This is a genomic window from Reichenbachiella sp., from assembly GCF_965223055.1.
GTDB lineage: Bacteria > Bacteroidota > Bacteroidia > Cytophagales > Cyclobacteriaceae > Reichenbachiella.
This window is the reverse complement of sequence record NZ_CBDCVM010000012.1, coordinates 955,466-974,355: the sequence shown is the minus strand read 5'-3', so window position 1 is coordinate 974,355 and position 18,890 is coordinate 955,466. Positions and strand designations below refer to the sequence as shown.

General features: G+C 42.2%; 17 protein-coding genes. 2 read left to right on the top strand and 15 right to left on the bottom strand.

Features of this window, described 5'->3' with window-relative positions; translation table 11 throughout:
- Window positions 1-75 precede the first annotated feature (75 nt).
- Window positions 76-1,308 (top strand): GAF domain-containing sensor histidine kinase, encoded by a 1,233-nt coding sequence (locus ACOQO5_RS19630; protein WP_420583390.1) that lies wholly within the window; start codon window positions 76-78, stop codon window positions 1,306-1,308.
- A gap of 51 nt (window positions 1,309-1,359) precedes the next feature.
- On the opposite strand, the gene ACOQO5_RS19625 is transcribed toward ACOQO5_RS19630, so the two are convergent.
- The 3 genes from ACOQO5_RS19625 to ACOQO5_RS19615 are packed head-to-tail and all read right to left on the bottom strand — an operon-like array spanning window position 1,360 to window position 4,416.
- On the bottom strand, window positions 1,360-3,579 hold the full coding sequence (locus ACOQO5_RS19625) for a molybdopterin cofactor-binding domain-containing protein (protein WP_420583389.1): 2,220 nt from the start codon (window positions 3,577-3,579) through the stop codon (window positions 1,360-1,362).
- Window positions 3,576-4,040: a (2Fe-2S)-binding protein gene (locus ACOQO5_RS19620; protein WP_420583388.1), complete on the bottom strand. Its 465-nt coding sequence runs from the start codon at window positions 4,038-4,040 to the stop codon at window positions 3,576-3,578. The genes ACOQO5_RS19625 and ACOQO5_RS19620 overlap by 4 nt, the downstream gene beginning before the upstream one ends.
- A gap of 1 nt (window position 4,041) precedes the next feature.
- Window positions 4,042-4,416, bottom strand: coding sequence for a c-type cytochrome (locus ACOQO5_RS19615; RefSeq protein ID WP_420583387.1), 375 nt, complete (start codon window positions 4,414-4,416; stop codon window positions 4,042-4,044).
- Window positions 4,417-4,647: 231 nt separating this feature from the next.
- Here ACOQO5_RS19615 and ACOQO5_RS19610 point away from each other — a divergent pair, with 231 nt between their 5' ends.
- Window positions 4,648-7,050: an ABC transporter permease gene (locus ACOQO5_RS19610; protein WP_420583386.1), complete on the top strand. Its 2,403-nt coding sequence runs from the start codon at window positions 4,648-4,650 to the stop codon at window positions 7,048-7,050.
- 340 nt (window positions 7,051-7,390) lie between these two features.
- Here the strand turns inward: ACOQO5_RS19610 and ACOQO5_RS19605 are convergent, their stop codons facing one another.
- The 12 genes from ACOQO5_RS19605 to ACOQO5_RS19550 form a co-directional block, all read right to left on the bottom strand.
- Window positions 7,391-8,137 carry a DUF1835 domain-containing protein gene (locus ACOQO5_RS19605; protein ID WP_420583385.1) on the bottom strand — a complete coding sequence of 249 codons (747 nt, stop codon included), beginning with the start codon at window positions 8,135-8,137 and terminating at the stop codon, window positions 7,391-7,393.
- A gap of 158 nt (window positions 8,138-8,295) precedes the next feature.
- Complete coding sequence (locus tag ACOQO5_RS19600; protein WP_420583384.1) at window positions 8,296-11,616, bottom strand: S41 family peptidase; 3,321 nt, start codon at window positions 11,614-11,616, stop codon at window positions 8,296-8,298.
- A 134-nt stretch (window positions 11,617-11,750) separates the two neighbouring features.
- Window positions 11,751-12,149 carry a VOC family protein gene (locus tag ACOQO5_RS19595; RefSeq protein ID WP_420583383.1) on the bottom strand — a complete coding sequence of 133 codons (399 nt, stop codon included), beginning with the start codon at window positions 12,147-12,149 and terminating at the stop codon, window positions 11,751-11,753.
- A gap of 50 nt (window positions 12,150-12,199) precedes the next feature.
- Window positions 12,200-12,580 (bottom strand): TfoX/Sxy family protein, encoded by a 381-nt coding sequence (locus ACOQO5_RS19590; RefSeq protein ID WP_420583382.1) that lies wholly within the window; start codon window positions 12,578-12,580, stop codon window positions 12,200-12,202.
- Between the two features lie 5 nt (window positions 12,581-12,585).
- Window positions 12,586-13,164: an SRPBCC family protein gene (locus ACOQO5_RS19585; protein WP_420583381.1), complete on the bottom strand. Its 579-nt coding sequence runs from the start codon at window positions 13,162-13,164 to the stop codon at window positions 12,586-12,588.
- Between the two features lie 213 nt (window positions 13,165-13,377).
- The gene (locus tag ACOQO5_RS19580) at window positions 13,378-13,851 is read right to left on the bottom strand and encodes a hypothetical protein (protein ID WP_420583380.1); all 474 of its coding nucleotides are present in this window, start codon (window positions 13,849-13,851) and stop codon (window positions 13,378-13,380) included.
- 89 nt (window positions 13,852-13,940) lie between these two features.
- The gene (locus ACOQO5_RS19575; protein ID WP_420583379.1) at window positions 13,941-14,474 is read right to left on the bottom strand and encodes a Crp/Fnr family transcriptional regulator; all 534 of its coding nucleotides are present in this window, start codon (window positions 14,472-14,474) and stop codon (window positions 13,941-13,943) included.
- Between the two features lie 57 nt (window positions 14,475-14,531).
- Window positions 14,532-16,160, bottom strand: coding sequence for a PepSY-associated TM helix domain-containing protein (locus ACOQO5_RS19570; protein ID WP_420583378.1), 1,629 nt, complete (start codon window positions 16,158-16,160; stop codon window positions 14,532-14,534).
- Window positions 16,161-16,164: 4 nt separating this feature from the next.
- A complete protein-coding gene (locus tag ACOQO5_RS19565; RefSeq protein WP_420583377.1) occupies window positions 16,165-16,467 on the bottom strand; it encodes a hypothetical protein in 303 nt (100 codons plus the stop codon).
- Window position 16,468: 1 nt separating this feature from the next.
- Window positions 16,469-16,801, bottom strand: coding sequence for a hypothetical protein (locus ACOQO5_RS19560; protein ID WP_420583376.1), 333 nt, complete (start codon window positions 16,799-16,801; stop codon window positions 16,469-16,471).
- A 9-nt stretch (window positions 16,802-16,810) separates the two neighbouring features.
- Window positions 16,811-17,527: a DUF4198 domain-containing protein gene (locus tag ACOQO5_RS19555; RefSeq protein WP_420583375.1), complete on the bottom strand. Its 717-nt coding sequence runs from the start codon at window positions 17,525-17,527 to the stop codon at window positions 16,811-16,813.
- 91 nt (window positions 17,528-17,618) lie between these two features.
- Window positions 17,619-18,884 carry a DUF4374 domain-containing protein gene (locus ACOQO5_RS19550; RefSeq protein WP_420583374.1) on the bottom strand — a complete coding sequence of 422 codons (1,266 nt, stop codon included), beginning with the start codon at window positions 18,882-18,884 and terminating at the stop codon, window positions 17,619-17,621.
- Window positions 18,885-18,890: the final 6 nt, after the last annotated feature.

Genomic DNA, 18,890 nt, shown 5'->3' with positions numbered 1-18,890 from the left:
TATAGCTATTACTTTACTATTTCCAATCCCCCACTTTATCCCCTTTTTTGTTAATACAAAGTATATTTAACAGCTATGACTATAGATCATTCTTCGGAGAAAAGGGCCATGGTGAGGATGCAACAAATCTTTGATTTGTTTACCGAGCTTTCTGCCGATCAATCTTATCATTTTGACAAAGTACTCAAAAGGGCTACCGAGCTAGTTGAAATGGACATTGGAATCATCAGCCATATTGACAATAGTAAATATGAAGTACAAGAGGTGTATTGTACGGGAGAGAATGTGATTGAAAAAGGACAGTCATTCAGTCTAAACGACACCTACTGCAGCCTCACTTACGCCAGCAACAACATTGTGGATCTTAATCACATCGGTGCGTCAGAGCACTGTAGCCATCCTTGCTACCAGAACACAGAGTTGGAAGCATATATTGGGGTGCCAATCGAGGTAAGTGGTAAGAAATATGGCACGCTTAATTTCTCATCGCCATCACCACGAAAAAATCACTTCAATCAATTCGATAGAGATTTTGTTTTGTACTTAGGGCAGTGGTTGGGTCAGCATATTACCAGATTAGAATACGAAAAGAAGTTGAGTGAAAAAAACATACAACTCCAAGAACTTCTCGATGAACGCGAAAAATTAAGTTCCATTCTAATTCACGACCTCAAGGCACCTTTAAACAATTTAAGTGGTCTTTTGGATATCTCTGAGTCTATGACCGATGAGCATGTGATTTCAGACATGATGAAAGACTCATTGAATCGAGCCTTTGGGTTGATTAAAGATTTGCAGGAAATCAATCAGTTGGAACAAGGATTGACCAAGTTTCAACCTACCATATTGAACGGAGTTGAAATTGCAGAAATCATTATTGGCCAATTCATTAATGCTTCACAACAGAAAAATATTAATCTGGTTCTTTTGAGTATTGAAGAATTGATACCAGTGGAATCTGATATGAAATTGCTCTGTCGATCATTAAACAACCTGGTTTCTAATGCGATCAAATTCTCGAATGCAGATTCTACTGTAGAGTTGAGTGTATTCCAGGAAAATGATCAATTGCACTACAGAGTCAAAGACCAAGGGCCTGGGATCAGTCCCGAAGATCAAAAGAAGCTCTTCAAAAGGTTTCAGCGGCTTTCTGCAAAACCAACAGCCAATGAACACTCTTCTGGACTTGGCTTATATATTGTCAAAGAAAACTGTAAAATCTTAAAAGGTGACATAGCAGTAGAAAGTAAAGTTGATCACGGCACAGCGTTTACGTTGTCTATTCCATTAAAAGTGCAAAACAATTAGCGACAGCAAATACATGCCATCGCTAAATCAAAAATCAAGTCACTAAACTAACTATGCTAAAATATCTTCTCGAGTGACAGGGAGTTTTCTGATACGTCGGCCAGTAGCATCATAAATAGCATTGAGCACTGCTGGAGCCAATGGCGGTGTAGCTGGCTCTCCTAAGCCAGTAGGAGGCTCCTCACTCGGCACAAAATGCACTTCAATTTCCGGTACTTCATCTATCCGAAGTAATTTATTATTATGAAAATTGCGCTGCTGGACAACGCCATTTTTGATATCAATCCCACCATATTTCAGTGCAGACAATGCCCAAATTATACTTCCTTCCACTTGCCCTCGTCCAAAATGTGGATTGACTACGATTCCACAGTCTAATACACTCGTAATCTTCTTTATACGAATCCCCCAGTCGGAATCGTCCTTTTGTACTTCCACAATATGCGCACACACTGTACCAGCAAAAAAATCTTCCATGGCAAAACCTCTGCCTGTTCCTGGAGAATTCGCTCTTTCCCAAAATTGATTTTGTTCTACATAGTTGAGTACGCTTCTATAGTTTTTCCTCAGCGTAGTTCGAAACTCCTTTACCACCTCATCAAAGGGCTTTTGCCCTTCACGTGTTGGCCTATTGAACTTGACTGTTTCTATCTCCTTTGCCAGTAGTTCTTGTCGCAAAGCGATCGGATCTTTGTCTAATGCAATGGCCACCTCATCTATGAAGCACTCTTTGCCCATGGAACTAGAGTGAACCTGTACACTTCTCCAGGCTCCCTGATGCACCAGGCCATCTACCGCATTGAGATACGTATCCATATGCTCGACATAGTAAGGATGTTCCCATAAGTGATCTCCCGAACCGTAGTCCACCGTCTTAATAAGTTTTACTTGCATGCCTGCCAATTGACCCTCCTTGAGTAAAGCACTAAATCGCGATTCTTGAAAAGGGTGAAAATAGTCGTGTTGGATACCGTCCTCTCTGGACCATGTCAGTTTCACCGGCTTTTTAATTTGTCTAGATATATAGGCGGCTTCAATAGAAGTGTCTGGATAATATCTACGACCAAAAGAGCCCCCTGAATTTTGGGTATGCACCTCAATTTTATCTTCTGAAATATCTACTGCCTTAGCGACATTCAGCACAACGCTACTGGCATTTTGCGCACCTACCCATATCTGACACTTATCACCATCATAGTGAGCGGTGGCATTCATGGGCTCCATCAACGCATGCGCCTGATGCGGGTTGATATAGGTGGCTTCAATCTCACGATATCCATCCTCCTCTTTCAGCTTTTGATAGTTTCCTTGGGTATAAACAGGCTCTTCAAACTGCTCTCCAGCTTTGCTAAAAGCGTCTTCTAATTTCTTGTTGTTATTAGCTGCATTTTCTCCTAAATCCCATTCCACTTTCAATGCCTTTCGACCCTTGAACGCCGCCCATGTAGAGTTGGCTATCACCACCACCCCTTCCTGTATATGATTCATATCTTCTGCAGGTTCCAAGGCGGGCAATGCAAAGACCTGAGTCACACCATTGACCTTCAACGCCTCGGTGTCATCAAAGGCCTTGAGTTTACCTTTATAAACCGGGCACTTCTCTATGGAAGCATAAACCATGTCTGGCAAGTCTACATTGATGCCATAATTCGCTCCGCCGGCTACAACCTTATCAGTGATCAGATTACGAATGGGTTGACCCACAATCTTAAAATCGGCTGGTTTCTTAAACTCTACTTCCTCCGGCGCTTCAAGTTTAGAGGCGGCTTCAGCCAACTCGCCAAAACTTAGTTTTCTGTTAGTTGCGGTTTCTTTCACCCATCCTTCTACTACTTCCAGTTGATCAGCTGATATCTCCCACTGATTAGCAGCCGCGGTCTTGAGCATCTCGCGGGCAGTAGCACCCATTCTCCTCATCAGATCCCAATGGTCTTGTATGGTACCACTTCCACCTGTGGTTTCACGTATCACACCGATATACTTCTTGTCATAACCAGCCCGATTCACTTTTACCTTAGACCAGTCTGCTCCGAGTTCTTCTGCAAGTATCATAGGCAAGCCCGTTCCAGAACCTTGACCCATTTCATGGGCCGTCAATTGGAAAATGACATTACCATCCAGATCAATACTCAGAAAATGATTCAATTCAGAAAAACCACCTTCACTTCCTGACTGTACCAATTTAGCCATTCCAGGCACAGACATGGCTAGCATAAAACCTCCACCTGCTAATGAGCTGACTTTTAGAAATTCTCTTCTACTTGTTTTCATGACTCTTGAGTTTTGGCCGCTGTTTGAATCGCTTTCATTATTCTCGGATAAGTACCACACCGGCAAACATTGCCTTTCATGGCTCGATGAATCTGATCTTCGCTGGGCTGAGGAATACGCTCGAGTAAAGCAACCGCAGACATGATTTGTCCCGTTTGACAATAGCCACACTGTGGTACATCAATCTCCTTCCATGCTTCCTGCACCGGGTGATTTCCCTTTTCAGATAATCCTTCTATGGTAATCACCGACTTGCCTTGTAATCGCTCAATAGGTATTACACAAGAACGCACCGGCGTGCCGTCAATATGTACGGTACAAGCACCGCATTGGGCAATACCGCAGCCGTATTTGGTTCCATGAAGTTTCAACAGGTCTCGCAAGACCCATAACAAAGGCATATCAGCATCGGCTTCTATACTTTTTGATTGTCCATTAATGTTGAGTTGATATGTAGGCATATTATTTTTTTGATAGTTGAGGTGATAGTGTTACAAAATCAGCTTCATTACCCCAGGCGTTCTGGATGTAATTGATTACTTCGATGGTTTCCTTTTTGGAAATTGGAATAGCCAGCATACCGCCATTACCAGGAGATCCTTTTTCTATCAGGTACTTTGCTCTTTCTGTGAAGTCTGAAGCTATAGATTCACGCGTGAGCGTTGGGTAAGTTCCTCCAAGCCCCTTACCATCCGCTCCATGACAGCTCAGGCAATTCGCCAGATAGACCTCTTGCCCTCTCGCCCATTCCAGCTGTTGCTCATCCGACAAGCGACTGCAAGCACTAACTCCCCAGATACAAGCACACAGCGTCACTATTTTGAGTTTTGATATCATCTTTCGGTTCTTTTTTAAATAAGCTAACGAAAAACGTAATTGGAATGTACCCAGTCACTACGTACGACAGGATTAGGACGATCAATGACAACTGACCTACAATCCTCCAAATCGCACACTGATTGCACGAATATGAACATATGCTCACATATTGAAAAATGCTATCTGTCTGATAATCTATGAATTACCGTATCGGCACGTATTTTGGCACAATGGAGGAAAAACCAAGACATGCTAAAAAATTACTTTAAAATTGCACTTCGCACACTGATCAAGAACAAGACCTACGCTTTGATTAACATCCTGGGTCTTTCTGTTGGGATAACTTGTGCATCGCTCATCCTATTTTATGTAGAAGATGAATTGACTTATGATCAATTTCATAGTCAACATGAAAATATTTATCGCATAGTTGAATCAGACCACTCTGACCCCTCAGATGTACAATATTATGGTCAAACCTCACCAGGTGTATCAAATGCCATGCTCAGCGATGTTCCAGGAATAGATGATCGAACCAGAGTTTTTCAACCTGGAGGGCATATTGACATATTATGGAAAGGAGATAAAGAGCAAGTCCGTGACTACCTAATTGCTGATCACAACTTTTTTGATTTTTTTGATTTTGAATTTATCGCCGGCAACAAAGAATCAGCGCTCAAGGATAAAAATTCGATTATACTCACTGAAAGCGCGGCAGAGCGGTTTTTTGGCAAGGAAAATCCTATAGGCCAGACCATGAAGTGGACAGAACTTCATGATGTAAAAGTTACAGCCGTTCTCAAAGACCTTCCTGATAACTCTCACCTTCAATTCAGCGTTCTGCTTTCTTTTAATACTATTCAAGAAGAAGATGGTGGTGACGAATACCTCAGCAGCTGGAGAAGTTATGGTGCGCATTCTTATGTGCTACTCAATCCATCTACTCATGTACAAGCGGTAGAGGATAAATTTCCGGAATTAGTTACCAAATACGACAAAAGAAATACGCCCGAAGAAAGAAAATTCAGTCTTCAAAAAATGGAGGAGATATACCTCGATTCAGAAGACATCCAATATGGCATCACTGAAGCTAAGGGCAATGCATTCTACATAAAGTTATTCGTTGGCATTGCGGTCTTTATAATGATCGTTGTTTGCATCAATTATGTAAACCTGTCAACAGCCAAGTCTACTCAACGAGCCAAAGAAATAGGACTACGCAAAGTCAGTGGCGCCAGCAAAAAGCAATTGATCTCTCAGTTTTTGATTGAATCCATCGTTTTAGCTTTTTTCTCTTTCTTATTTTCTGTTTTGTTGATAGAAATCCTTCTGCCATATTTCAACGAGGTAGCCGGAAAAACTTTCGACCTCAACCAAGAAAATATCCTCAACATATCTTTAATTATTTTCTGCATCACCTTGTTTCTCGGAACTGCCTCGGGCTTTTATCCGGCCTTGGTGCTTTCTAAGCTACAACCCGTAGCCAGCCTTAAAGGTGAAGTAAAAACCAATTCTATGAATGTAAGGAGTTCGTTGGTTGTAGTACAATTTGCCATTAGTATAGTGATGCTTGTAGGGGCCATTGTTATTTATCAACAAATGAAATTTATAGAAAACAAGGCGCTTGGATTCGATCAGGAAAACATGCTGGTAGTGGATATAAATTCTGGCAATGTTCGAAGAAACTTTGAAGCCATGAAATCCCAATTGGCACAAGTGCCAGGTGTAGAAAAAGTGGCTACTTCTTCTCGCGTACCGGGTGAATGGAAAAACATAAGTAGAGTCGACTTCAAGTCACATCAAGCCAGTCAGGATTCAGTCAATTCCTACTTTATGTGTTTTGATGAACAAATGCTGGACACCTACCAATTCGAATTGTTGGAAGGATCCAACTTCACAGGAAACAAAGTTACTGATTCTACGAAGGTGATTTTGAATGAAGCTGCCGTCAAAGCGATGAACTTAGAAAATCCGATAGGACAAACCATCTATCTATCTGCCAGAAATTCTGGCCCGATGCAAATCATAGGTGTGGTGAAAGACTTTCATTATCAATCCCTACATAATGACATTGCGCCTATCGCCTTGGGCTACTGGGCCAATCCGGTCACGGCCATAGACTACTTTTCATTGAAGCTTAACACCTCGAACTTCAGTGAGACATTGGCCGGAATAAATGCTGTGCATGACAAATTTGACACAAGCACATCGATGGAGTGGCATTTCCTCGATAATCAAATCAACAACTTTTATGTCAACGACCAACGCATTGGTCAGCTCTTTGGAATTGGCGCTGTGATTATGTTGATCATTGCAGGCTTTGGTTTATTCGGCATCACGTCTTACATGATCGACAGACGCAAAAAAGAAATTGGGGTGAGAAAAGTCCTAGGGTCCACTGGCATACAGCTGGTTGCCTTACTCTTCAAGTCTTATGGCAAACAAGTACTCATTGCTTTTGGTGTAGCAGCACCGTTTGCTTACCTGTTCGCCAGCGAATGGTCGAGTCTTTTCACCTATAAAGAAACTATATCAGTAGTAGTTTTTCTTGTAGCCGGTTTAGTTGTAATGCTGTTCACTTTCCTCACGGTGAGTTACAGGGTGATCAACGCCGCCAGGCTAAACCCTGTAGATGTACTGAAAGACGAGTAGTTGGTTCTCCGTCTCAGTAGCAAAAAACTATAGGTCATTTACTCAAATTGATAATTCAGACGAAAGCCAAGCTTTATCTGAATAGAACCTACCATCCGAGTCGCCGCTAACGACAAAGGGTGGTAGGTTTTTTTTGATTACAGATCAAAGACCATCAAACAATTCATCAAACAACCGCTTGACCTGTATGTCCTGCTCGGTTGCATTTCCTAATGCGACTGAAATCTTCTAGGGCATTTCAAATGCCGGAAAGAACAATCGCAATTCAATTGCGATCGAGCGAGAATCGTGTAAATTAAATAAGACTTCTCTTATTACTAGGATGTTGTAAACTTCAATTTTATTTAATGTTAACTAGCTCATCAAACAACCGTTTAACCTGTAGATCACCAAATCCATAGATACTTTCTCTTTTGTTGAATTCTTTGAAAACCGGGCCAAATTCCTCAGTTTGTAGTTCGTTTATGATCTGCTTGAGTGACTCTTTGGGTCTGCCCAAACTTCCCTCCTTGGGTAACCGATCCAGATGTGCCTGAATGGCTGCAGGGATAAATGGAAAGTCAGTTTGAAGTTCCTGCCCAACGCTTACTAGCCGATCAAGATCATCGGCTCTATATGCTTCCCACAGTCCGGCCAAGTCAGGTAAAGCATCTATCTGAACCCGGTCAGCATAAGCCTGTGCTAGCCCTTGCTGATCCAGTGCGGCAAACCCATATGGGGTATGAACTTCGGGCCTGATCAAAAAGACATCAGCTTCTTTCACCAATTGCTGTAACACATGACACACAAACCAAAAGTTGACCTGACAAAACAGGTCGTCTTCAAACCAGAGATTGATTTCTGACCCATTGGAAATAGCCTTAATCTTCTCAAACTCATTTACGGTCAGATTTCGGTAGTCTTCGACAGTAATATCCCCATAAGTCTCTGATAAATACTTCGCCCGCACCTGAAACAGCTCTTCCAGTGTTTGGCTTTTTACGTCACCATCCACCAGGCATTCGCGTGCTACCAATAGCTCTCCTTTGATGTAATTGGGAAATTGCTCCTTGAGTGCGTCGCCGTTGAGTATGTGGTAGGTTATCATGGTTTTCTAAAAAATTAGGTCGTTTCAAAAGTTTTCAAACCGTCATCGCGAGTGCAACGAAGCGATCTTAAAGCTCAAAGACCGAACGTATTTTAAGATTGCTTCACGTTGTTCGCAATAACGTTAACTTTTGAAACAGCTTCATCTACGACAAGATTTTACTTCTTATTTTCACCAAAAGACTTGTTCGGATACTCAGGTACCGGAGGTACATCTCTTGGATCTTCCTTGATCAGCTTTTGCAGATGCTCTATGGCGGCATCCAACTGTGCGTCCTGACCATTGAACGTAGCGTGAGGCAGATTGTCTAACTCCACATCCGGCACAAAACCGTGTCCTTCGATCACCCATTCGCCTTTTTCATTATATACACCAAACATCGGCGCTCTGGCATAGCCGTTGTCACTCAGACGATTACCGCTATGCAACCAGATCTCGCCTCCCCAGGTTCGTGTACCTATGGTCACGCCCATACCTAACTCTCTAAATCCTTCAGCAAAGGCCTCGCCGTCGGAGTACGTATTTTCATTCACCAATACTACCATGTGCCCTCTAAAAGCGTACGGCATATTCCAGTAGGGCTCCCCATTTCTAGCTTTCCAATACATCCATGCTTTTCTTAGCAGTTTCTCAAGAATGAAGCTGTCAATATTTCCACCAAAATTATATCGCACATCTATGATTAATCCCCGTTTGTTGAACACTGGATAGAATTCACGATAGAACTGACTCAAATCACGACTTCCCATAGCACGCAGGTGCAAATAGCCGATTTCGTCATTTCCTTTCTCTTCTACTTCCAGTCGTTTAGCATATTCCCAATCTCTATATCGCAGGCTGTATTCATCAGAAATTGGTTTTACAATAATATCTCTGGTGTCTGCTCCTCTTTTCAACGTCATTCGAACTTGCTTGCCTTGTTGGTTTCGGATCAACTCACCCATATCCATGGCCGATAAAGCCGCTCTACCGTTCACGTTGGTGATTACATCTCCCACGCGAACATCCAAATAGGGGTCGTCCAAAGGCGATTTTTCATTTGGGTAATCAGGGTCCACTTGGTAGATATAGTCGATTCTGAATCCTTGATTCACTTCGTCTCTACTAAACTCAGCACCCAAGCTCGCAACCGAAATATCTTTATTATCCAACCTCCAATCTCCTCCTCGCACACTGGTGTGCAAGGCTGAAAGTTCTCCCACAAACCGTCCAATCAAATCTGATAATTCTTGTCGAGTCGTCACTCTTTCTACCAATGGCAGATACTTAGCATGCATCGCATCCCAATCTACCCCATGCATGTTTTGATCATAAAAATAATCTCGCTCCATACGCCAGGCATCTGTAAAGATCTGTTTCCAATCTTCCAACGGAGTAATGGCAAATCGCCAGCCGCTGAGATCAATTTTACTATCTGATAGGCTACTCACTTTGCCTGTTCCGGCATCGATCATGTAGTAACTGTTCTTTTTTGTTACTAATATTTTCTCCCCATCAGCAGAAAGTTCATAACCATCCGCTCCTTCAACCATCGTTTTCACTTTAGCTTCTTCATTGTCAATTTTAATGACGTTCAAATGACTTTTTGCATTCAGACCGGTTTCTCTGGACATCAAATAGATGGCCTTTTTATTAACGGATAATCTGCTGTAGTTGCCAGCCGACACTGGCACTTCCATGATTCTTTGCTGGATACCTGGTAGATCAATCTCAACTACCAACTTGTCGTCTTCTCCTTTCTTCTTACCTTTTTTGCTCTTGGTTTTTGCAGGCTTCTCTTCTCCCACTTTGTAGAGTTCATCCGGTTCTCTAAATGGTGATCTTGTTCCTTTTTTCAACGCCACATGATAAACCTTTTCGCTTGCATCGAAATATGGCTCTGGCTGTCTGGTACCCCATGGGCTTCCTACTAAAGACGTAAAACTTCGATCCGATAAGAAATAGATAAACTCCCCGTCCGGGCTCCATTTCACACTCATACTGTTGGCTCGATCCGTAGTAAGATCAAAAGAGTTTCCTGTGTTCACATTATGTACCTTAATCTGGTACATGGTGTTTTTGGCAGCCTGTACAAACGCAATCCACTGGCTATCCGGTGACCAGGAAAAATCAAGAATACCTTCTTCATTGGTAGAGATTAACTTACTCACACCCGTTTCCAAATTGAGCACATACATGCGGTTGGCCAAGTCATCGTATGCCAGCCACTTTCCATCAAGCGATGGAACACCGGCGTATCTCAGGATATTCCCATCGCTGGTCAATTGTTTTTCGCTGCTCAGTCCATCAGCTGACATCTTCACAAATTCAAATTCCCCAGACTCGTCCGACAAGGTATAGACATCCTCTCCATCATGAGAAAAAACAGCATCCCGCATTCTTACATTTTTCTTTTCCGTAAAGGAAACCATGCGACCAGATTTAGCCGGAGCAACAAACACACGTCCCCTTGCCGTAATCACCATTCTATCCCCAGACGGGCTCGGATGCACCGATGTGATGTACTGCGCTGGATTACGTTCCCACTTCTCTCTCAACTGATCCATATCCGAAGCCAATCGAATATCAATCACTTTGGTTTGACCTGTAGAAATATTTAAATGCCAGAGATCAGCCCCTCTTTGATAGACAATATTGCCTTCCGATAGATTGGCATATCGCACATCAAAGGCTGTGTGAGTAGTATGCTGCTTAAGGTCGACTCCTGATTCGTTCATCGACCAGATATTCATGGTGCCATCACGATCTGTGATAAAGTACACTCGACCATTGTACCACATCGGATGATGACTTTCGCCCAAATGGTCCGTAGTCAGTTTCACCGCCTCTTCCGAACCTTCGGTAAACTTCCAGATCTGTCTGGCCGTCCCTCCTTTGTATCTTTTGGTCACATTTCTATGAAAACCTGGTCTCACAAAGTAGACTGTTTTACCCGAATCGTTGAAAGAAGCTTCACTTGCTTGATATAGTGGAATTCTTGATTTTTTCTTTGATTGTAATTCAATAGTCACCAATTGATAATCAGGCAATTTGGAGTAAGCCATGGTAGCATACACCAATTTACCATCTGGTGTCCATTCATTCACTACAGAGCTATTGGACTCATAAGTCCATCGTGTAGGTAATCCACCTTCGATGGGCATGGTATAGATTTCTCTAGGTCCTTCATATCTGCCAGAGAAGGCTAAAGTTTTGCCATCTGGAGAAATAGCTGCATTCGTTTCCTCCTCCATGTGTGTAGTCAGACGCTTGGCCAAACCACCTGCGAGAGGCACAGACCAAAGGTCGCCTTCTGCCGTGAATACCACCGTATTTTGGTGTACATCAGGAAATCGATAATAGCCTTGAAAGCCCTGGGCAGAAGCAGCAAAAGAAGTCGCGAGATAAATGAAAAATAATAAAGAAATTTTGGTCAGTCGTAAAGACGAGTGGTCAATCATGGTGATAGGATTAGGGTCTAAAAAGTATTCTATGCTCAAGAGCCAAGGTAAGAAACATATTTTACCCTAATTATCTATACAGTACTAAGACTAAAAGGTTCAAAATAACATGAGGGGTTAAAAAGTTATTTTAAAGGAGTTTGTTTTTAGTACTTGCTTGTGCAACTCACCATCTATGTTCCTATTTTGACCGGTGTACATAGCTCAATCAAAAAACCATTATTGTCCAGCACATAGCCTACCTTTTGTCCCCATGGCTTTTCTACCAGAGGTTCATATTCGGTAGCCCCTGCTTTTATTGTTCTTTGAAATTCGGATTCAATGTTTTCCGTAGTGAAAGCGAGTTCTACCCCAAACGGTTTGCTTGACCTCGATATCGGTTCAAATCCTTTTTTGAAATTTGATGCCCCCAATTCTCTTGAGGCAAAGGCCAGGGTTGTTGCTCCTGTGAGTAATTCTCCGTAATCATTTTCAGGGGTGACAAACTTCCTTTTCAAGCCAAAGGCTTTTTCATAGAATTCAACGGTTTCTGTTACAGATTCAACGTACAGGATGGTATAGGCAAATTTCATATTTAAATCTTGATTTCAACTTGTTGCTCTGGTCACTTATTGAAAGTGAATTAGCTATTACGAGTCGATTTAGATTTGGGTTTGCTGGCTTTGGCCAAAGGGTTGAATGCCAGACACAAGTCGATCCAGTGCTCTAAGTCAGATTCAAAATCAAATCCTGGAGGAGTGATGAATATATAGCCCTTCATAGGCCTGCCGGTAAAATCCATTGGCAGACATTCTTCCCTATTTATGTGTTGCTCATAAGCCTCCTCGCCTATTCGAGCCATCAACAAGCTGTCTCCATATTTTTTATCGATGTGAATGCCGCAAAACATTTTATCATCAACCATAAACAGTAAACCTCCCATCATTTTCTTGCTATAGAAGTTCACTGACTTATTTTTCAAAATGTTGGTGATTCGTTCACCGAGATATTCGTCGTAGGCCATTGGGTTTACATTACAGCAGTAGTATCTTCTTCCATCTCTATGACTTCCGGTTCTGGAAAATAGTTGATGGTATTACTTTCAACCAATTGCTTTAGGTTGCCTAGATTTTTTTCTTCTTGCTCCTTCATCATGGCCGGAAAGAACGATACGATCGATTGATTCATCAAACCATTGCCTGTCACTAAAGATTTAGTTCGTACGATAGTCTTACCATCCTTTTCCTCCAGAGATATTTCATAGTCCATGTTCATGAAGTCCATGGTAAAAGTCATCGCCATCAATCGGTTGGGCTCTATAGCAGTGATGGTTTCTTGCATCACCATTTCTTCACCGTTTTCTTCTACGTAGATATTGGATACAGCGCCCACGGTGTTCTTCTCACCACTCACCAACTCACCCCTCTTGTAGCCTTCGAGCCATTCGATAAGACGTGATTCATCCGACATCACAGCCCAGGTCTCAGCAGCAGATTTGTTTACGCTAACTTCGCAGTCATATGCTATCGATGGCGTCATGAGTCCCTTACCCAAAAATATGACGACCAAGGCCAGGACAACATAAAGGAGATACTTTAGATATTTCATGGTTTAGTGGGTTTGTTGAACAACTAATTTAAGGAATTTGGGAGAATGTTGTTGGATGGGATAACATTTATGTTCACCGTGCACTTCTCTCCCTTAATATGCCAGTATAGACTTCATTATACAAATCAGAACCTATAAGAATACTACGAACAAACGAGCATAGCTAAGCCCGATGGAAATCTGATCATAATACCGATGCTACTTTTCCTACCATCAACCTAGTGATTCAAGGTAAGCATCAATCGCTTGTTTCCAGTCCTGCAGATCGTGCTGATACATTCGTTTGATATGGTGTCTGTTGAGTTCGTTGCCTTTGGGTGTTAGTCCGATGTAGGTATAAGTCACGGTTGCTTTCGTGTGCTTATCCTCCGCGATCGACTCGCAACTGACTGTAATCGTCCAATCCCTATGGGCTGTGGAAACAAAGTATTGAATGAGATTCGAGGCTTTATCAAACTGAATGACACGCCACAGATAAGAATCTTCTTCACCGTGCCCATCTACAGAAAAAGTTGTACCTACTTCGATAACCTCCGTTTCAGGGTAAATCAATTTTGGGTTCCAACTCTTCTCCCATTTCCGTTCTTCAAAGGCGTCGAATAGAGGAAAGACCGTTTCAATATTCTCCTCGATAACAAACGAGGCAGTTTGGCTCACTTTTTCAGCCACAAAAGGTGATGTGCTCATGGTATCTGATTTTTTGCACCCTAGTAGTATTAGGGCTATTACGAAATGTTTCATGTGACAAAATTGGCGGATGCCAGTCTCAATTGCATTTACATTTGTTGAGAAAACCGCTTGCGTGCACGGCTGAGTTGAGTCGGTGTGATACCCAAAAAATTGGCCACCAAATAATGAGGAATACGATTAATCAGATTAGGATACTCTTCTAAAAACAGCCTGTATTTTTCTACGGAGTTCAAATTTACCAATGCGACCAATCGAGATTGCAGCCGCTGATTCATCTTTTCAAAGGCTCGGTTGATGATGTCAGTAATTTCCTGATTCTTATTGACATGAGACATCACTTCGGAGAAGTTGGCCATAGAAATGGTCGTCTTTTCTACTGCCTGTAGGTTGATGGTTGCAGCTACATTAGGAATGAAATTGCCAGATATGATGTCTCCCTCATGGTAAAAATGTGTAGTGATTTCATGGCCTTCCTGATCATAAACAAACCCTCTGATCACGCCCTGTTCAATTCCACAAATTTTTTGATTCATCTGGCCTTGCCGAATGAAAAATTCTCCCTTTTCCAACACCAAAGTCTGGTGCAAGGAGTCCACGAAATTGAATCCTTCAGATTCCATCAGAATTATATACCCTTTGACTAACAAGTAAATATAATGATCAGGCTTTACTAAAAGTCAAACTGGTTCAGCGACCTTCTCTATGCTTACCACTGACTTTTCTATGATTCTGGTTTGATTCTTTCGAGTCTCTTGTTCAACTCTATTTCGATTCTTCTTCTTAATCTTCAGCCACACCCAAAAAGTAGTAACCGACAGCATCAACCAAAAAACATCTATAAACAGCACCTGAATGTGGCCATCTTGTAGCGAATTCCAAAGCCAGGTGCCCGATGTGAGTCCATTGACTATCGGGATTAAAAAGCCTATAGTGCTTCCAGACAACAAAGTCACACGGTTCATGAAATTCAAGTCCTTTTTCCATATCAAAAAGGCCGAAGCAATCAACCACGTAATAAAATAGAACTGGTACAGAAAAGTCATACCTACTCCTACGGTTTTAACAGCTATGAAAGCCAACGCAGTCACCGGATACATACTCAAGCAAATGGCCAAGTACACCCGAGCGACTCGTTCATTGAATATTCTTCTCTTCTCTGGTACATTCTTTTTTCGTCGAGCCACTAGCCAGATCATGACACCAGAGGCAATAACAAAGCAGGATATGATTCCCAATACAAAGGAGACCAATTTGAGGGCATACCCACCATAGTCGCCGTAATGCAGACGGTAGAGCGTATTCATAACTCCATCTCTGTAACTGGCTGTCTCGAAGGGATTTTGCTCATCTACCCATTCACCGCTTGAGACTTGATACAGTCGCTTGCCTGGGCCGGTAAACTTCGCATCCCGATCAGTCTCACCTTCTACGGCGATGTGCATGTTAGCATCTCCATAGTTGAAGATGTGAAGATGATTTACAGTGAATGCTGGCCAGTCCTTTTGGGTTTCTGCAACTAAATCATTGATGCTGAAGTCTGCCATCAAAGGCTGGCCCAAGTATTCAATCTCCGGTTCACCATAGCCCAAATCATCGTAAAGCGCGGATTCGTCACCGTCATAGAGCATGAATACGCTAGGCGCAATAAGTACGGCTTTGATCATGAAAAATGCACCCGTAACCGCATATACAAACTGAAAAGGCAATCCGATCGTACCGAGTGCGGTATGTGCATCCGTCCATAGAGTTTTGAGTTTGGCCCAGGGCCTAAACAAATAAAAATTGGAAATGATCTTGTCCCAATGCACCAAAATCCCTGTGATAATGGCAAACAAAAAAAAGAAGGCGGTAAAGCCAGAGAGGTAATAACCATACGGATAGGGAACTTGTGCGAAGAAATGTAGTCGATACAAAAACTCACCTAAAGAATAAGAGCTGACATAATCCGCAGTATGAAGTGTCTTAGTATCTTGATAGAAGAAATGTTCCGCTTTTCCTTTCTCTTGTGCCAAATTGTCTTGGGAGGGGTCTAGACTCACCGCAATCCTGCGTTCTATATGATGTCGAGATATGGAAATGTTTCTGCCATGCAATGCGTATTTTTCATCAAGCGAATCGAGGGCAGCATCCAAATCCATTGAGATTTGTTCCGTATTTTCTACGGCATGGTTCCGTTCCCAATTCACGATTTCGTCTCTGAAAAAAGAGAACGAACCAGCAAAAAAGATGATATACAAAATCACACTAATTACAATACCACTGACAGTATGCAGGTGAAACAGCACATTATAAATTCTCTTACTCATCCTTCTATATTGATTCTGGTAAATACAATTTCCCTGCATAAACCACGCCCATAAAAACAGCGGTCAGCAACAAATAAACGCCCCAGGTTTTCCAGCCATTTTTACCCAAAAAGGCCACGACCATAAGCGCAGCCCAAAGAATGAATCCTGTAAACGTAGCGGTAATCAGCACCGTAGAGCGATCCAGCCACTGTGCCAAGGCGAGATGAAGAGACATAGTCACCAGGTAACCGCCTAGGATAGCTGCTGAAATTTTTGCTATGCGCTGATGCAGTGATTTGGTCAGGTGTTTTTTGTTTGCCGGCATATCAGTAAATCAAAAATTCTAAAACAAAACAGATGGCCGTAAGGCTCAGTACAAACTTGTAGTTGAGCACCTTAAGCGGCACCAACAGCACGATCAAGCTACCCAAGGTCATCAACTGGATAAAAAAGAAAAGTACCCCTGCTCCCAATCCCCATGTTTGTACAGAAAGCACCAATGACATGAGGAAAAGCGCAATTCCAGTTCCTCTGGTATTAATACTCTGCTGACGAAACCATTGAACAAATGGCAAGTCGTTGCTAAACTCCACTCTATTGGATCCTATGTACAATGAAAAAAAACCAGAAAAAACCAGAAAAACAGATAGCGTGATCATGAATGAATATTAATTGTTGATATAGGCGGTGGCGCAATGCCAGATGAATTCGTAATCCTTCCCTCTAAACTGACCCGGCACTTCTTCTTTGATGGTGGTCTCTACGATATACTTGGTTTGCCAAGGCAGTTGAAAAGAGACTACACCATTCTCATCGGTTTCCAATGTTTTTGACCACTGATCTGCCACGAATACCTTCACCTCGTTTTCTGCCAGAGGTTTTCCCTGATAGGTCACCAAAAGTTTGATTCCGTCCTCAGAGACTAATCGCTGAAGAGCGATGCCTTCTTCGTTTTGAGCGGTGGTATCAGCTTCCTTTTCTCCAATTTGCACCTTGGCGATGGAATTGTAATGCGTTCTGAAAATACCGAAGTCATATTGAGTATAGTCTATCACATCAATCTGATCATTGTCTAGCACAATGGTATAGGTACCTTCTTTCTTCGGCGTAAATGAGGCCAAATAATGATCTTCTTGAGCGGATACTTCCAACTCCGTCTTTTTACCTTTTGGATCTATCACAAATAGCTGAAAATCCTTCACAGCGTTGAAGCCATCTCCTCCTACTTTTTCTATCACACCATACGTGTATTCCCCGAAATGGACTTTGATAGTTTGCTCTTGGTTTAGTTTTCCAGCGGGACTGGTTTCTACCCACATATAGTGAGCTGACGCCAATGGAATGGTCATTACCGTCATCAATATGATCGAAAGTATTTTTCTCATGATTCTTAATTTGCTAGTCGAAATGCCCAAACCAACATAGTATGAGCACTTCGACACTTTATTTTCAATTGCCAGTTTTCTGTTCAAAGAACTAATTGGCAAAAATTGATTGAAGCTGGTTGCCGATAATCTTCGCGCCTTTGGTCGCTGTTGCAGTAGCTGCATCCACTTGATACACGTAAGTTTCGCTACCATCATTTACAGAGATATAAACCTTCCCATCTTCAACCAAATATGGGGTTTGATACTGCCCGCCATGCATTGGCACATCATCTACTATGGTAACCGTTTCATTTTCCAAGTCTAATACGGCTATGTTCAAAATTGGGGTAGATACGCCGAAAGCCGCCCATTGTGAAGATTCTGAAGCTTGCTCATCCAGAGTAGTAGAAATCACTCTTGCAACCACTAAATCGTTTCCGGCATAAGCCCCTGAAATAGCTTTGTAACCTGAGGCCTCCACATCAAAATGATAGTTTGCATCAAATTCGTCCTCTCCAGCATTGATTTTAAGGATACCAGATGGTTTGGTTACTTGAGTAAATCCAGTAACCTTAGACCCTCCAGAAATGGTGAAATGATCTCCAGTTTCATTTTCTAAGATGGCAGGTGAACCACCATAGTAACCAATAGGTCCTACTCTAATGTCCTTGATTGTTTTGATATATTCCAAATCAGGATAAGAATAAACACTAACAAAGGCTGAATCTGTTGTAGGTGTAGCCCAGCTCACTCCATGAAGTGGATAAAAACTTACGAAAACTTTGTCGGCATCTCTAAAAATGCCGGTCGGCCAGGCATTGAGCTGCTCTCCTTCTGCATCATAACTCTCATAAATTGGATGCTTCACGTTTTTGTGAATGGCAATGTCCTCTACGTTTACTACCTGCAATTGGCAGTCGAACGACCCACCACCCCATGGCGCACCAATCGCCAGAAAATTTTCATCATCCAATGAACTCATCATATCCATTCGTTCAAAAACGAATTTTCCTTCTTGAAGAAGCTTACCACTTTCCTCTTTGAAACCAATACACTCGTTCAAATCGTACCCAAAAGCAAAATAAGTTCCGCCAAAATCACCATAGTAGTTCCATCCTATCAACTCAGTACCTTGACCTTCAGCTGTGATTTCTCCTGACATCAGGTCATCGACGGCTAGATAATAATCTGCAGTCTCATCTTCAGAAACCGCTATTCTCAAAGAGGTCACGTATTTTGAACTCAACCCTTCTTCTACTTCCTCGTTTTCGTCGTCGTCGCAAGATGCACTCAAAAACAAGAACAACACCACCAACAATTGGATGGTCATTCTATTTAAATTCACTGTAAACATTTTGTTTTTAATTTGATCCATTATTTA